General features: G+C 47.0%; 18 protein-coding genes. 4 read left to right on the top strand and 14 right to left on the bottom strand.

Going from position 1 to position 14,814, the window contains the following annotated elements:
- The 9 genes from ATB78_RS23100 to fkpA form a co-directional block, all read right to left on the bottom strand.
- Positions 1-217: GTP-binding protein (locus tag ATB78_RS23100; RefSeq protein ID WP_230959143.1), on the bottom strand; the 217-nt coding region annotated here is incomplete at its 3' end.
- A 154-nt stretch (positions 218-371) separates the two neighbouring features.
- Entirely contained in the window at positions 372-2,471 is a 2,100-nt protein-coding gene (fusA, locus tag ATB78_RS23095; protein ID WP_005438392.1) for an elongation factor G, read from the bottom strand.
- Positions 2,472-2,608: 137 nt separating this feature from the next.
- The gene (rpsG, locus tag ATB78_RS23090; RefSeq protein ID WP_005438390.1) at positions 2,609-3,079 is read right to left on the bottom strand and encodes a 30S ribosomal protein S7; all 471 of its coding nucleotides are present in this window, start codon (positions 3,077-3,079) and stop codon (positions 2,609-2,611) included.
- Positions 3,080-3,179: 100 nt separating this feature from the next.
- Positions 3,180-3,554 (bottom strand): 30S ribosomal protein S12, encoded by a 375-nt coding sequence (gene rpsL / locus ATB78_RS23085; RefSeq protein ID WP_004399892.1) that lies wholly within the window; start codon positions 3,552-3,554, stop codon positions 3,180-3,182.
- 178 nt (positions 3,555-3,732) lie between these two features.
- Positions 3,733-4,008 carry a sulfurtransferase complex subunit TusB gene (gene tusB / locus ATB78_RS23080; protein WP_005438388.1) on the bottom strand — a complete coding sequence of 92 codons (276 nt, stop codon included), beginning with the start codon at positions 4,006-4,008 and terminating at the stop codon, positions 3,733-3,735.
- A 7-nt stretch (positions 4,009-4,015) separates the two neighbouring features.
- Positions 4,016-4,372 carry a sulfurtransferase complex subunit TusC gene (gene tusC, locus ATB78_RS23075; RefSeq protein ID WP_061010692.1) on the bottom strand — a complete coding sequence of 119 codons (357 nt, stop codon included), beginning with the start codon at positions 4,370-4,372 and terminating at the stop codon, positions 4,016-4,018.
- On the bottom strand, positions 4,369-4,764 hold the full coding sequence (tusD, locus tag ATB78_RS23070; RefSeq protein ID WP_061010690.1) for a sulfurtransferase complex subunit TusD: 396 nt from the start codon (positions 4,762-4,764) through the stop codon (positions 4,369-4,371). The genes tusC and tusD overlap by 4 nt, the downstream gene beginning before the upstream one ends.
- A 2-nt stretch (positions 4,765-4,766) precedes the next feature.
- The gene (locus tag ATB78_RS23065; protein WP_005438378.1) at positions 4,767-5,483 is read right to left on the bottom strand and encodes a transcriptional regulator; all 717 of its coding nucleotides are present in this window, start codon (positions 5,481-5,483) and stop codon (positions 4,767-4,769) included.
- A 144-nt stretch (positions 5,484-5,627) separates the two neighbouring features.
- Positions 5,628-6,410 carry an FKBP-type peptidyl-prolyl cis-trans isomerase gene (fkpA, locus tag ATB78_RS23060; protein WP_009705500.1) on the bottom strand — a complete coding sequence of 261 codons (783 nt, stop codon included), beginning with the start codon at positions 6,408-6,410 and terminating at the stop codon, positions 5,628-5,630.
- A 128-nt stretch (positions 6,411-6,538) separates the two neighbouring features.
- Here fkpA and ATB78_RS23055 point away from each other — a divergent pair, with 128 nt between their 5' ends.
- Both ATB78_RS23055 and ATB78_RS23050 read left to right on the top strand, forming a co-directional pair.
- Positions 6,539-7,525 carry a PQQ-binding-like beta-propeller repeat protein gene (locus ATB78_RS23055; protein ID WP_039840865.1) on the top strand — a complete coding sequence of 329 codons (987 nt, stop codon included), beginning with the start codon at positions 6,539-6,541 and terminating at the stop codon, positions 7,523-7,525.
- A complete protein-coding gene (locus tag ATB78_RS23050; RefSeq protein ID WP_005438375.1) occupies positions 7,522-7,749 on the top strand; it encodes a SlyX family protein in 228 nt (75 codons plus the stop codon). Before ATB78_RS23055 ends, ATB78_RS23050 begins: the two co-directional genes overlap by 4 nt.
- Before the next feature lie 80 nt (positions 7,750-7,829).
- Here ATB78_RS23050 and ATB78_RS23045 read toward each other — a convergent pair whose 3' ends face one another.
- From ATB78_RS23045 to kefG, 5 genes are all read right to left on the bottom strand, one after another.
- Positions 7,830-8,771, bottom strand: coding sequence for an isoaspartyl peptidase/L-asparaginase (locus ATB78_RS23045; protein WP_061010694.1), 942 nt, complete (start codon positions 8,769-8,771; stop codon positions 7,830-7,832).
- Between the two features lie 130 nt (positions 8,772-8,901).
- Positions 8,902-9,471 carry a peptidylprolyl isomerase gene (gene slyD, locus ATB78_RS23040; RefSeq protein WP_061010689.1) on the bottom strand — a complete coding sequence of 190 codons (570 nt, stop codon included), beginning with the start codon at positions 9,469-9,471 and terminating at the stop codon, positions 8,902-8,904.
- A gap of 88 nt (positions 9,472-9,559) precedes the next feature.
- Positions 9,560-9,760, bottom strand: coding sequence for a YheV family putative zinc ribbon protein (locus ATB78_RS23035; RefSeq protein WP_033005797.1), 201 nt, complete (start codon positions 9,758-9,760; stop codon positions 9,560-9,562).
- 35 nt (positions 9,761-9,795) lie between these two features.
- Positions 9,796-11,592: a glutathione-regulated potassium-efflux system protein KefB gene (kefB, locus tag ATB78_RS23030; protein ID WP_009705496.1), complete on the bottom strand. Its 1,797-nt coding sequence runs from the start codon at positions 11,590-11,592 to the stop codon at positions 9,796-9,798.
- Positions 11,576-12,163 carry a glutathione-regulated potassium-efflux system ancillary protein KefG gene (gene kefG, locus ATB78_RS23025; RefSeq protein ID WP_005438364.1) on the bottom strand — a complete coding sequence of 196 codons (588 nt, stop codon included), beginning with the start codon at positions 12,161-12,163 and terminating at the stop codon, positions 11,576-11,578. The genes kefB and kefG overlap by 17 nt, the downstream gene beginning before the upstream one ends.
- 177 nt (positions 12,164-12,340) lie before the next feature.
- On the opposite strand from kefG, the gene ATB78_RS23020 reads away from it, so the two are divergent.
- Both ATB78_RS23020 and ATB78_RS23015 read left to right on the top strand, forming a co-directional pair.
- Entirely contained in the window at positions 12,341-14,260 is a 1,920-nt protein-coding gene (locus ATB78_RS23020) for an ABC transporter ATP-binding protein (RefSeq protein WP_039840864.1), read from the top strand.
- Complete coding sequence (locus ATB78_RS23015; protein WP_009705493.1) at positions 14,257-14,736, top strand: TIGR02444 family protein; 480 nt, start codon at positions 14,257-14,259, stop codon at positions 14,734-14,736. The genes ATB78_RS23020 and ATB78_RS23015 overlap by 4 nt, the downstream gene beginning before the upstream one ends.
- The last annotated feature ends 78 nt before the right edge of the window (positions 14,737-14,814 follow it).

Raw genomic sequence — 14,814 nt, 5'->3', positions numbered from 1 at the left:
GAGTGTCGTACTCTACGTGAGAAGTAGCGATTGTGATACCGCGCTCACGCTCTTCTGGAGCGTTATCGATAGATGCGAAGTCACGAGCAGCACCGCCGTATACTTTAGCAAGTGTTGTACAGATAGCTGCAGTTAGAGTAGTTTTACCGTGGTCAACGTGGCCGATAGTACCAACGTTTACGTGCGGTTTTACACGTTCAAATTTTTCTTTAGACACAATCGTGTTCCTTCCTAGTTATGATTCGCCGTGATCATTATTGATCCCGACGCGCCAGAAATTGTTATTTTATGCGCCAACGTCTGTTAGCGCAATATTTGGACGCATTGATCTTTAAAAAAGCTGGACTTTTTTTCAGCTCAAAGCGTTTTAATTAGTAACCACGGTCTGCAATGATTTTATCTGCGAAGTTTTTCGGTACTTCAGCGTACTCGTTAAACTCCATAGAGTAAGACGCACGGCCTTGAGTTGCAGAACGTAGGTCCGTTGCGTAACCAAACATCTCAGATAGTGGTACTTGAGCGCGGATGATCTTAATACCAGCCACACCATCGTCCATACCTTCGATCATACCGCGACGGCGGTTAAGGTCACCAACAACATCACCCATCCAATCTTCAGGAGTAGTTACTTCAACATTCATCATTGGCTCAAGAAGAACAGGCTGTGCTTCTAATGAACCCTTCTTGAATGCCATCGAGCCAGCGATCTTAAACGCCATCTCGTTAGAGTCAACATCGTGGTAAGAACCATCAAACAGAGTGGCTTTAATATCTAATACAGGATAACCCGCTAGAACACCGCTGTTCATTTGCTCTTCGATACCTTTCGCTACCGAGTTGATGTATTCCTTAGGAACAACACCACCCACAATTTCGTCAACAAAGACAAAACCTTCACCAGGTTCAGATGGCTCCAGTTTGATCCATACGTGACCATACTGACCACGACCACCAGATTGACGTACAAATTTACCTTCAACTTCCGCGTTGCCACGGATTGTTTCACGGTACGCAACCTGAGGTTTACCAACATTACAGTCAACGCTGAATTCACGTTTCATACGATCAACGATGATATCTAGGTGAAGCTCACCCATACCAGAGATCAGTGTCTGACCTGTTTCGTCGTCCGTTTTTACGCGGAATGATGGATCTTCTGCCGCTAGTTTACCCAGTGCAATACCCATCTTCTCTTGATCGGCAACAGAGCGAGGCTCTACCGCGATCTGAATTACCGGTTCAGGGAACTCCATGCGCTCTAGAATCACTTTGTGGTTCTGGTCACATAGCGTGTCACCAGTTGTAACGTCTTTCAGACCGATAGCAGCTGCGATATCGCCCGCGCGAACTTCTTTTACTTCTTCACGCTTGTTCGCATGCATCTGTACGATACGACCGAAACGCTCTTTCTTGTCTTTTACTGAGTTGTAAACAGCATCACCTGAGTTCACAACACCTGAGTAAACGCGCATGAAAGTTAGCGTGCCCACGAATGGGTCAGTCGCGATCTTGAATGCTAGTGCTGAGAACGGTTCGTTGTCGTCTGCGTGACGCTCAACTTCGTTCTCTCTTTCGTCGATGCCTTTAATTGCAGGAACATCAACTGGCGACGGCAAGAATTCGATCACTGCGTCTAGTACTGCTTGAACACCTTTGTTTTTGAACGCACTACCACAAGTAGCCAGTACGATTTCGTTGTTTAGTGTACGAGTACGTAGAGCTTGTTTGATCTCAGCTTCAGACAGTTCACCTTCTTCAAGGTACTTGTCCATTAGCTCTTCAGTTGCTTCCGCTGCCGCTTCAACTAGGTTGTTGCGCCATTCTTCAGCAAGCTCTTGCATGTCTGCTGGAATTTCGTCGTATGTGAACGACATGCCTTGGTCGGCTTCATTCCAGTTGATCATTTTCATCTTGATAAGGTCGATAACACCACGGAAATCATCTTCTGCACCAACGTTCAGTTGGATTGGAACAGGATTCGCACCAAGACGGTTTTTAATTTGGTCCACAACGCGTAGGAAGTCAGCACCTGCACGGTCCATCTTGTTTACAAATACCATACGTGGAACGTGGTACTTGTCAGCTTGACGCCATACAGTTTCAGACTGAGGTTCAACACCAGATGAACCACAGAACACAACAACTGCACCATCAAGTACGCGCAGAGAACGCTCTACTTCGATAGTAAAGTCAACGTGTCCAGGGGTGTCGATGATGTTAACGCGGTGCTCTTGGAATTGTGCTTCCATACCACGCCAGAAGGTAGTAGTCGCCGCAGACGTGATTGTGATACCACGTTCTTGCTCCTGCTCCATCCAGTCCATGGTTGCTGCGCCATCGTGAACTTCACCGATTTTATGAGACAGACCAGTGTAGAACAGAATACGTTCAGTAGTGGTTGTTTTACCTGCATCTACGTGAGCACAGATACCGATATTACGGTAGCGCTCAATAGGAGTTTTGCGAGCCACGATTGAATCCTCTTACTTAGAGATAGGGACTATTGCTATAGCTAAAAAATGCTATCCCCTAGATATAGCAATAGTTCCTAGCATATGCATAGGAACTAAAGAAGTGCTGCAAGGAACCTTGCAGCACTGAAAAGGTATTACCAACGGTAATGAGCGAACGCTTTGTTTGCGTCAGCCATGCGGTGAACGTCTTCACGTTTCTTAACCGCAGTACCTTTGTTCTCAGACGCGTCTAGCATTTCAGCAGCTAGGCGTTGAGCCATAGATTTTTCACCACGCTTACGCGCAGCTTCAACCAACCAACGCATAGCAAGTGCGTTACGGCGAACCGGACGTACTTCTACAGGTACTTGGTAAGTTGAACCACCTACACGGCGAGATTTAACTTCTACCGCTGGGCGAACATTTTCAAGAGCTTCTTCAAAAATAGCTAAGTGGTCTTTACCAGACTTTTCAGCCATAGAATCTAGTGCAGTGTAAACAATTTTCTCTGCAGTAGATTTTTTACCGTCAACCATTAGGATGTTAACGAATTTTGCCAGCAGTTCAGATTTGAACTTTGGATCTGGAAGGATCTTACGCTGACCAATGACGCGACGACGTGGCATGGATTTTCTCCGTTGTCTTCTTCAGGTTTTATCCAAAACTTTTCAGTTTTTTCAAAAAATTAAAAATAATTTAGTGTTTGGCCTTACTTAACGGAATCCATTAAGACTTAGGACGCTTCACACCGTACTTAGAACGACCTTGTTTACGGTCGTTAACGCCAGCACAGTCAAGTGCACCGCGAACAGTGTGGTAACGTACACCCGGAAGGTCTTTTACACGACCGCCACGGATTAGTACAACACTGTGCTCTTGAAGGTTGTGACCTTCACCGCCGATGTACGATGTAACTTCGAAGCCGTTTGTCAGACGTACACGACAAACTTTACGAAGTGCTGAGTTAGGTTTTTTAGGTGTAGTAGTGTAAACACGAGTACATACACCACGTTTTTGTGGGCACGCTTCTAGTGCAGGCACGTTGCTTTTAACAACTTGCTTTGCACGTGGCTTACGTACCAACTGGTTAATAGTTGCCATTAACTAGCTCCTGATTTACTTGAAAGTAAGCTTTGTGAAAAATCTATCCCTAACAGCGGTTGGCAGTTAGGGACGCAAAATTCTATGCAGCAGTGAGAGGTGTGTCAAGAAATATACGGATCTTTTTTGTTCAATTAGGGTAATTAGTCCGTAAAGCTCAATCGACAGGAAAGAAGGGTTAATCCCAAGTCAGAGATTTGGCTTGTTTTGCTGTTAGTTCAACAAAGCCAGCATAGCCAATCACCTCAATAGATGGGCTGATACGATTGCTCATACCACGGGCTTCAATATCGCTTTGTAGCGCAAACACTGATGGACCTTTTACCTTGCTGAACGCCTTATGCTGAGGGTTCGCAGCGTACACGGCATCTTCAATCAACAAGACATCATCTTGCTCACTGTACAGTGCCATTGCATCGTCTAACGCAGCTACGGATTTGATGATATGTAACATGGCTTCCTCAGAATGACAGCAGTTTGCCCGCTTGTTGCAGTTTAGCTTTTAGTTGCTCAGTATTTAGAGCCTCTGCATCAATGACTAAATCGGCTTGAGCCACGCCACGCTCGGCAAGCGAATCAGCACAAACAAACACTTGCTCAATGTCGTACAAGTCGAACAACTTCAGCATTGGTGCGTAGTCTTTGCTTAAGATGCCGTTAGGCTCTTGTCCAAGCAGTAACTGATAAACACCATCGCCAACAAATAGGACGGTGATGTCTTCACAGTACGCAGATGCCGCTAGCAGCGCATCCACACCTTCACGTCCTGCATTACTACCATGAGGTGCGCTACGAAATAGGTAAGTTAGCTGACTCAAAACTGCACCACTCTATCTTGGGTTAACATGGCTTCGGCTAAGCTCCCCAAACCGGCTTGCTCGAACCCTGTAGCTAGGTTGTTCTGTTCAATACCGTGTTGATTCGCTTCATCTTCGCTGATGATACCGCGACGCAATGCCGCTGCCACGCACGTTTCCAAGCGAACATCATGCTGCTGTGCGAGTGATTGCCATGCTTTGGTTAGGTCAAACTCGTCGTTGGCAGGCACGCTCAGAGCCGTACCATTGGTGACGCCATCTTGGTAAAAGAACACACTCACCAGAGTATGTCCTTGTTCAATTACCGCTTGTGCGAATTGGTATGCGCTGCGTGCCGATTGACTGCCGTAAACAGGACCATTCACGACCAGCGTGTAAGTTAATCCACTCACGCTTATTCGTCCTCAGTTTTACGCTGACGAATGTATAGGTACACGGTGTGTTTAGAAATGTTCAGACGGTCTGCGACACGGTTGATGGCGTCTTTGATGTCGAAGATGCCTTTGTCGTACAACTCCATGACGATCTGACGGTTTTTGGTGTTGTTCGATACGGATTTGTCGGCGTTGATCTCTTCAATCGTGCGCTCAACCGTTTGGTCTACAAGTTCTTCAACATCGCTTGCGAAGTTAACAGAAGACGCCGCTTCTTTCGCTTCTTGCGTTGGCATGAACGATTGAAGGACTTGAGAGAAAGGTGCATCAAGGTTGACGTTGATACAAAGCAGACCAATCACGCGGTTTTCGCCGTTACGAATAGCGACAGTGATCGACTTCATCAATACGCCGCCTTTTGCGCGGGTAAAGTACGAACGCGAGAAGTTACGCTCAGAGCCTTCGATGTCTTTCAACATCTTAAGCGCTAAATCTGTGATAGGAGAGCCCACCTGACGACCAGTGTTCTCGCCGTTAGCGATTTTGATTGCAGAGGTATTGAGATCTTCGAGTGAGTGAAGAACGATTTCACAGAAAGGACCGATCAGACTGGCAATGCCGTCCACGACCGCTTCGTAAGATCTCAAGATGATTTTATCGTGCTCGGTAAATGGCATCACGTTGACAGATTCCATTTCGAGCAACATTTCCGCATTTATTGTTTCTGTAGTTGTCATAAGCCTTCGAGCGAAAAATCAACAAATTGGTGTAAGTTTATCAGAAAATTTGAAAGGCAACCTAGCAAACTCACCAACTAGTGACCTAGAACAAAAAAGGTCCGCAAAACGGACCTTTTTTCATCAAGTTATCGCTAACTGTAATTATTGAGCAGCGTTGTCGTTCTCAATTTTTAGTAGCTCAACTTCGAATACTAGCGTTGAGTTAGCAGGGATGCTTGGTGTGTCTTGATCACCGTATGCTAGCTCTGGCGGGATAACGAATTTGAACTTAGAACCCACAGGCATTAGCTGAACACCTTCAGTCCAACCTGGGATTACGCGGTTTAGTGGGAATGTTGCTGGTTCGCCACGATCGTATGAGCTGTCGAATTGAGTACCGTCGATCAGAGTACCTTTGTAGTGTACTTGAACAGTATCAGTGTCTTTTGGCTTCTCGCCTTCAGCTGGAGTCTCAACTTGGTATAGAAGACCAGAATCTGTCTTCACTACGCCTTCTTGTTTCTCGAACTCAGCACGGAAGTCATCGCCAGCTTTCTTCGCTTCAGCTGCTTTTTCAGCCGCTTGCTTTTGCATAGTTTCAGCAACGCGCTTGTCTAGAGATTCTAGAGCTGCACGAGTTTCTTCTTCGTTTAGCGCTGCTTTGTCTTTAAATACGTCTTCGATACCTTTAAGAACTAGGTCTTTGTTTAGGTCGATGCCAATCTCGCTTGGTTTCTCAATGCTAGTGCTTAGGTAGTTAGCAAATGAAACACCGATTGCGTAAGCCGCTTTGTCATCGTCGTTTTTAAAGTGAACTGCTTTACCAGTTTCTGCTTGAACTTGTTCTGCTTGAGGTGCTGCTTCTGGTTTTGTTTCTTCTTTTTGACAACCTACCGCTAGCATTACTGTTGCAGCAAGTAGCGACACTTTTAAAACTGATTTCATTAAATTCTCCCAATAATGGCTTAGCCACTGGTTGTTGTGCACAAATCTTCTATGAGACTAGTGAAGACAATCGTTATACCAATATACTAGCTATATGTCTTAAGACACAAACCGGATTATTAGATGTGATGCAAAGAATTTCTCATTTATTCCTATATTTAATTGTCATCACCACGTTAAATGGATGCTTTTTTACCGATCGCGATGTTCAACGTTGGTCACTCGAACCACAAGGTTCCACCAGCTTTGCGCTCAGTCGAGATGGTCGATTCGCGCTGCTGTACTCCAAAGAGCACCAATTGGTTCTTTGGGATTTGGAGCAAAACAAACAACTCGCAAAGCTGGGTGAACTCGATCAAGCCGCCAACGTGGTCTCCCATATTCGCATTTCGGACAATGGTCGTTATGCAGTCACAGCGAGCCAAATGAACTTCGCTGTGTGGGATCTCGGATGGACTCAAGCCGAAGGACTTTGGTCTATCGATGACGCGCTGATTCGAGACGTTGATATCACCAGTAACGGAGAACAAGTGTTGCTTGGCTTGTCCAACGGTAAAGCGATTCACGTCAACTTAGTCACTGGTCGCAGACTAGAGTTCCTTGCGCACCAAGAAAAAGTCAATTCTGTGGCGATATCTCCCAATGGCCGCTTCGCCTTAACGGGGGGTAATGACTACAAAGCGTATCTGTGGGATACCGAAACAGGCCAAGTACTGCGCAGCTTTGAACACGAACAACGCGTGGTAAGAGTCGCACTTCAACGTGATGGGAAACTGGCCATGACATCCGATGGCGGTAATCAAGCCATCATCTGGGACTTAGAAACTGGAGAAGAAGTGACACAGCTCAGCAGTTGGTCTCGTCAGTTGATCTTCTCGACGGCACGATTCTCAGACGATGGCCGCTTATTAGTTACAGGAACGCCTTCAGGGCGCGTGATGGTATGGGATACTCACACGGGTAAACGAGTGGATAGATTTGAAGTCGAGCCGAAAAAAGATACTCGCCCTCCTCGTGCGGTCGTGTATGATGCAGCCTTTGATTCCAAGCAACGTATAATTACTGCCACTTCTGCGGGCATTGCCCAAGCTTGGCAGCTAGAGAACGGATCATGACAGAAAAACTTATTCAGCAATTGGAAGCTCGCATTAATGACTTAGAGTGTCAGCTTGCGTTCCAAGAACAGACGATTGAAGATCTGAACGGTGCCTTGTCACAGCAACAACTGCAAATCACCAAGATGCTCGATCAGATGAAATACGTGGTAGGTAAAGTGAAGAATATGGATTCGTCGAATTTGGCCGATCCATCAGAAGAAACACCGCCACCACACTACTGATTCATCCGAATCCCGGTGCAGTAACTAACACAAAGCCCAGACTCTTATCTGGGCTTTGTTGTCTTTAAGAAAGCGAATCGCTACTCGTCCGAGTATATGTTTACGCTCAACTCACCTTGCGTGTTGATCCCTGCTCGGTACATACCAGAACTGTTCATCGCAAAGTGCAACTCACCTTGTGCATCGATTGCAATTAGACCGCCCTCTCCGCCCATCTCTTTAAGTTCACCTTGGATGATATGTTCACAAGCCGTGTGGACGTTTTCTTGTAAATAACGCATGCGTGCTGCAACGTCTTCCGCCACTCGTTTACGAATAAAGAACTCGCCGACACCTGTAGTGGAAACCGCAACAACGCCATTCTCTGCCACCGTGCCGCACCCAATCAGAGCGGAATCTCCCACTCGCCCGTATTTCTTGTTGGTCACACCACCAGTGCTGGTTGCTGCGGCTAAGTTGCCTTGTTGGTCCAATGCCACAGCGCCGACGGTACCGTGTTTACGATCATCTGGGTAACGGGACTCGGAAAGAGCAAACAAGCCTTTCTCACGCATAGAAATCAGTTGTTCATAACGACGATCAGTGAAGAAGTAATCTTGCTCTGTGTACTCATGGCCTTGTTCGAAAGCAAATTTCTCAGCGCCCTCGCCGACTAACAGCACATGGTGGCTGTTTTTCATTACATCACGAGCGAGCTCGATGGGGTTCTTAATATGACGAACACCGGCAACAGCACCTGCCGCTTGGTTTCTACCATCCATTACAGACGCGTCCATTTCTACCATTTCATTATGGGTAAGAACCGAGCCTTTACCTGCGTTGAAATTAGGAGAGTCTTCAAGAACTTTAACCGCAGCAACCACAGCATCCAACGCTTCGCCGCCTTTTTCTAGAATTTGATGGCCCGCTTTTACCGCGGCCTCTAAATCCGCCAAGATGGATTGTTGCAGTTCATCACTCATCTGTTCACGTAAGATAGTGCCCGCACCACCATGAATCGCAATCGAGAAGGGTTTCGTCATCACTTTGTCCAACTATTATTCCTTGTATGATTTGCACTACACCCTAGATAAACAAAAAGCGCAAGTTGAAACCTCAACTTGCGCTTTCCAAAGCTTTTCTAGATTAGTTTATCTAGTGAAGAGCGTGCGATTAGTGAGAACCGCAACCGCCGCCGCCACAACATTCGTGGTCGTCGCCTTTCTCTTCGCCACCACAGCAGCCGCCTTCTTTGTCGTCACCGCCGCAGCAGCCACCACCTTGGTGGATGTGACCGTGCTCGATCTCTTCAGTTGTTGCTTCACGAGTAGCCATTACTTCTACTTCGAAAGTTAGAGTTTGGCCAGCTAGCATGTGGTTGCCATCTACAACAACTTCGTCGCCGTCTACTTCAGTTACTTCTACAGGGATTGGACCTTGGTCAGTATCTGCTAGGAAACGCATGCCAACTTCGATTTGGTCAACGCCTTGGAATACGTCTGCAGGAACACGTTGCACTAGTGCATCGTTGTGGTCGCCGTACGCATCTTCAGGAGCTACTGTTACTGAGAACTTGTCGCCAGCCACTTTGCCTTCTAGTTCGTTTTCAAGACCAGTGATCAGGTTGTTGTGACCGTGTAGGTAATCAAGAGGCGCGTCAGCTGTTGATTGATCAACAACAACACCGTCTTCCAACATTACTTTGTATGCAAGGCTTGCAACAACGTTCTTTTCAATTTTCATACTAACTCCAGGGAGATTAATTGACCTAACCAGAATGGGGTTAAGTACCGAGATGGTAGTATTATGGGGATCAATTAACGAAGTTCAATTACTCAGGCTTAAAAATCCCAATCATTTCTTGTTCTGAGTGTTTATTTTTTTCTACAGATTGCGGTTTACGCTGCTCGGTAAAATCACAGTCAACACACTCAACCAGTTCGATGTTGTTCTCGATCCACCAGCGTAGGGTATCCTGCTGGCTGCATTTCGGGCAGCTTGCACCCGCGATAAAACGTTTCTTGGCTTTCACTTTTATTCCTTTTCCCGCTTGATGCTGCGCGGGTACTACTTCCAATGATTTGGCGACTGTTGGTCGCTTTCCATTTCGCGACCAAAGATTTCTTCTAGTTCTTTACGTGCTTCTTTCGAGCGTTGAGCAAGTTCTTTGTCCTCATTGTGCTGAGGTAACAAGTCCTTGAGCATAGCATTATCTAACTTACGAAAATGTGCTTCTGCCCGCTTTGCTTGATACGGGTGCATGCCTAATTCTACGAGCGCTTGACGACCTAGATCTAAGGCGCCTAAAAAGGTTTCACGCGAGTAATTTTGTACGCCGTGATTCATCAACTGATACGCTTCCACACGGCTGCGAGCACGGGCGAGGATTTTTAATTTCGGGAAGTATTCACGGCAAATGTCGACAATCGCCATGACCTCATCTGGTGAGTCGGTACAGATCACTAAGGCTTCTGCTTTATCCGCACCTGCGGCACGTAACAAATCAATCTGAGTCGCATCACCATAAAACACCTTATAGCCGTATTTACGCAGCAAGTGGATTTGGCTCGCGTCACTTTCTAGTACCGTTACTTTGATCTTGTTGGCGTACATCAAGCGTCCGACAATCTGACCAAAACGACCAAAGCCTGCGATGATCACTCGTGGTCGACGATCAACAACATTGCTGGCCACGCTCTCTTCTTCTTGGTTCAGAGTATGAGCAAACCATTTTTTCTGTCCCATGAGCAGCAGTGGTGTCGTCACCATCGACAAACTCACCACGACCAGTAAGAAGGAAACTTGCTCTTTAGTTAAGATACCTTCTTGGCTTGCTGCGGTGAAAATCACAAACGCAAACTCACCACCTTGGCTCAAAATCGCCGCCATACGGCTACGTGATTTAGCACGGACTCGAGCAGTGCGAGCTAAGACATACAGCACCAAACCTTTGACGACAACAAGGGCAATCACGGCACTAATTATCGCGAACGGTTGGAGTGCTAATAAGCCCAAATTCACCGCCATACCAACAGCGATAAAGAACAAGCCAAGCAGCAGACCTTTAAAAGGTTCAATCGCGATTTCTAGCTCATGACGGTATTCACTTTCTGCCAACAGCACGCCCGCAAGGAAAGTGCCGAGTGCCATCGATAGCCCCAGCTTTTGCATCGCAACAGAGATACCAAGTACCACTAGAAGAGCGGCAACGGTGAAGAGTTCACGCACGCCACTCATCACAACAAAACGGAACAGAGGACGTAAAAGGAAATGGCCGCCCACTAATAACGCAGCCACACTGCCTAGTACCCAAATGGCATCTAACCAATCGCCACCACCTTGCCCACCAGCAAGTAATGGCAGCATAGCGAGCATAGGGATCACGGCAATGTCTTGGAACAACAGCACCGCAAAGCCAGACTGCCCGGTTTCTGTGCCGGCTTGCCCCTGCTCTTCTATCACTTTTAGTGCAATTGCCGTCGACGAGAGCGCCAAGCCCATACCAATGACGAGGCTGACTTGCATGCTCAACCCAAACAAGCTGACGATACTGCCGATTACTGCCGTGGTCACGATGACTTGAGCGCCACCTAAGCCGAGTATCGGCCCACGCATTTGCCATAATTTTTTGGGGTTCAGTTCCAAGCCAATTAAGAACAGCAGCAACACCACCCCGAGTTCAGCAAAATGGAGAATCGCATCCACATCGCTGATCAACCCCAGCCCCCAAGGGCCAATTAAAACTCCTGCAATCAGGTAACCGAGTACCGATCCCAAACCAAGTCGCTGAGCAATCGGTACGGCAACAACAGCAGCAGAAAGAAAAACGACGCTACTTTGAAGAAACTCACTGGTCATCGCCATGTTGGCCTCCTTGCTCTCCCCACTCTCTCAGGGGATGATTGAGCCATTGACGATACTGCTCTGCATGCTGATAACGCTCGATATCCGAGACATTACGCGACCAATACAACACTAAAGGTTCCATCCAGTGCATCTGACATAGTGCCGCAGTCAACTCGAACGGTTGCAGGATTTGCTCAAGTGGGTACTTGTTGTAACCCATAGGACTAAATGCATCCTCTTTACCGCCAGTAGTAATCACACTGCGCCAATACTTACCTTCTAGTGCGCAACCATCGCCAAACGCAAAGCCTTTGCCTAACACACGATCCATCCACTCTTTTAGCAACGCTGGGCAGGAGTACATATAGAGGGGATGATGAAAAACGATCACATCGTGTTCCGCCAACAAGTGGTGTTCATAGTTAACATCGATAAAGAAATCAGGGTACGCACCATAAAGATCGTGCACCGTGACATGATCAAGCGATTCGATTTTTTTAATCATCACTTGATTAGCAATGGAGTTTTGCGGCTCTGGGTGAGCATAAATAACCAGAACTCTTGGGGGAATAGACGCTGCAACAGCCAAATGGTCGTCCTTGTGTTGATTTCCTAGTAAAAATTATCGTTATCAGATTGTTATACTTTTTTGTATAGCATAATGCAATTAAAGCTCAGAGATCGACTTTTCCCGCCAATACCCCTACTATTCATCGCGAGATCAACGACCAAGAAACGCGCACTGCGCAAAGTGAATTAAAACTCTATGATTACCTTCTCTGATATTCAGTTACTGCGTGGCGGTAAACCTCTTTTAGACCAAGCTTCTGCAACCATTCACCCAGGCGATAAAGTGGGTCTGGTTGGTAAAAATGGCTGTGGTAAATCGACTCTATTCGCACTACTGAAAGACGAATTGTCGATTGATGCAGGCTCATTTAGTCAGCCGCAGCATTGGGAGTTGGCATGGGTAGCACAGGAAACCCCTGCACTAGACCGCAGCGCAATTGAATACGTTATTGATGGTGACCGAGAGTTCCGTGATCTTGAAGCCCAACTGGCGATCGCCGAGGAGAAAGACAACGGCACACTGGTTGCGGAGATCCATGGCAAGATTGAAACCATTGGCGGTTACAGCATTCGCGCACGTGCTGCCGAACTGCTTGACGGCCTAGGCTTTAGCCAAGAGCAAATGGGCTGGAACCTAACTCAGTTCTCGGGTGGTTGGCGTATGCGCCTTAACTTGGCTCAAGCGCTGTTGTGTCGTTCTGATCTACTGCTACTCGACGAACCAACCAACCACTTGGATTTGGACGCGGTAATGTGGCTAGAGCGCTGGCTACAAAACTACCCTGGCACGCTGATTCTAATCTCGCACGACCGTGACTTCTTGGACCCGATCGTTGGTCGTATCATTCACATCGAGAACCAGCAGCTGAACGAATACACGGGTAACTACTCGTCATTCGAAAACCAACGCGCACAAAAAATGGTGCTGCAACAAGCGATGTTTGAGAAGCAACAGAAACAGATGTCGCACATGCAAAGCTACATTGACCGCTTCCGCTACAAAGCATCAAAAGCGCGCCAAGCACAAAGCCGAATTAAAGCGCTGGAGCGTATGGAGAAGGTACTGCCAGCGCAGTTCGATAACCCATTTAGTTTCCAGTTCCGCGATCCTGCAGCGCTGCCAAACCCAATAATGATGATGGATGAAGTATCGGCAGGCTACGGTGACAACCTGATCCTAGAGAAGATCCGCCTTAACCTTGTTCCGGGTAGCCGCATTGGTCTACTTGGTCGTAACGGCGCGGGTAAATCAACCTTGATCAAATTGCTGTCTGGTGAGCTAAAAGCGCAAGGCGGCGATCTGACTTACTCGCAAGGCGTGAAGATCGGTTACTTCGCTCAGCACCAACTAGAAACACTGCACCCAGAAGAAACACCGCTGCAGCACATGATGCAAATCGCACCGGATCAAACCGAACAGCAGCTACGTGATTACCTAGGTAGCTTTGGTTTCCAAGGTGATAAAGCACTTGAGAAAGTTGCACCGTTTTCTGGTGGTGAAAAAGCACGTTTGGTATTGGCATTAATTGTGTGGCAGAAACCGAACCTATTGCTACTCGATGAACCGACCAACCACTTAGACTTGGACATGCGCCAAGCACTGACCATGGCATTGCAAACGTTCGAAGGTGCGATGGTAATTGTTTCGCACGACCGCTACCTATTGCGTGCAACCACAGATGATTTGTACCTTGTGCACGATCGCCAAGTCGCACCATTCGACGGTGACTTGAGTGATTACTACAAGTGGTTGACCGAGCAACAAAAAGCCGAGCGTAAAGAAGCACAAGCGGCTCAGCCAGTTAAAGATAACGCCAACAGTGCAGCGGCGAAAAAAGAGCAAAAGCGACGCGAAGCAGAATTTCGTAAGCAGACCGCACCAATTCGCAAAACGCTGACACAGTTAGAAAACAAAATGGATAAGTTAGGTGAAGCTCTAGCGAAAGCAGAAGAGCAATTAGCGGATAACTCGCTGTATGAAGCCGAAAACAAGGCTAAACTTAACGAAGTGTTGGCGCTTCAAGCTTCTAGCAAAGCAGATCTTGAAGAAGTAGAAATGGAATGGATGTCTGCCCAAGAAACACTCGAGCAGATGGAACTAGAGTTTAATCAATGACAAACGAGCACGCAGAATACACTCTTACCCTAGAACACCTTTGGCAGTTCAGTCTGCAATTTTATGGTGTGCGAGAAGTGAAGGAAGCGTGCTTATCATTGCAAAACAACTACCACGGCAACGTGAACCTATTACTGCTGCTCAGATGGCTCGATGAGCAGCAGGTGATTTTCCAAGAGCAAGACTGGCACTTGGTGCAAGGCTGTCTTGGTCGAAGCGAAACCCTACTCCACTCTTACCGCGAACTTCGTCGCCACCTCAAAGCGCAAGTCAACGACGCACTTTATCGTGAAGCATTGCAGTTCGAATTACAGCTCGAAAAGCAGCAGCAATCAGACTTAGTTGACTGTGTTAACTCACTTCAATTAGTCAAAAACGATGGTGACCCACTGACGCTGAGATATTGCCGCCAATTGGGTGGAGAGCATTTGCAACAGGCGTTCTCAATTCCCGTTCCGAACATTCACCATCCATAAATCCGTCATAAACCAGTAAAATATCTATACTAAAGCTATAAAGGATTATATTAATAAGTTCTTCAGCGAACATTGAAG

This window comes from Vibrio sp. CUB2, assembly GCF_001557945.1.
Lineage (GTDB): Bacteria > Pseudomonadota > Gammaproteobacteria > Enterobacterales > Vibrionaceae > Vibrio > Vibrio owensii.
This window is presented reverse-complemented; position numbering and strand designations above follow the sequence as displayed.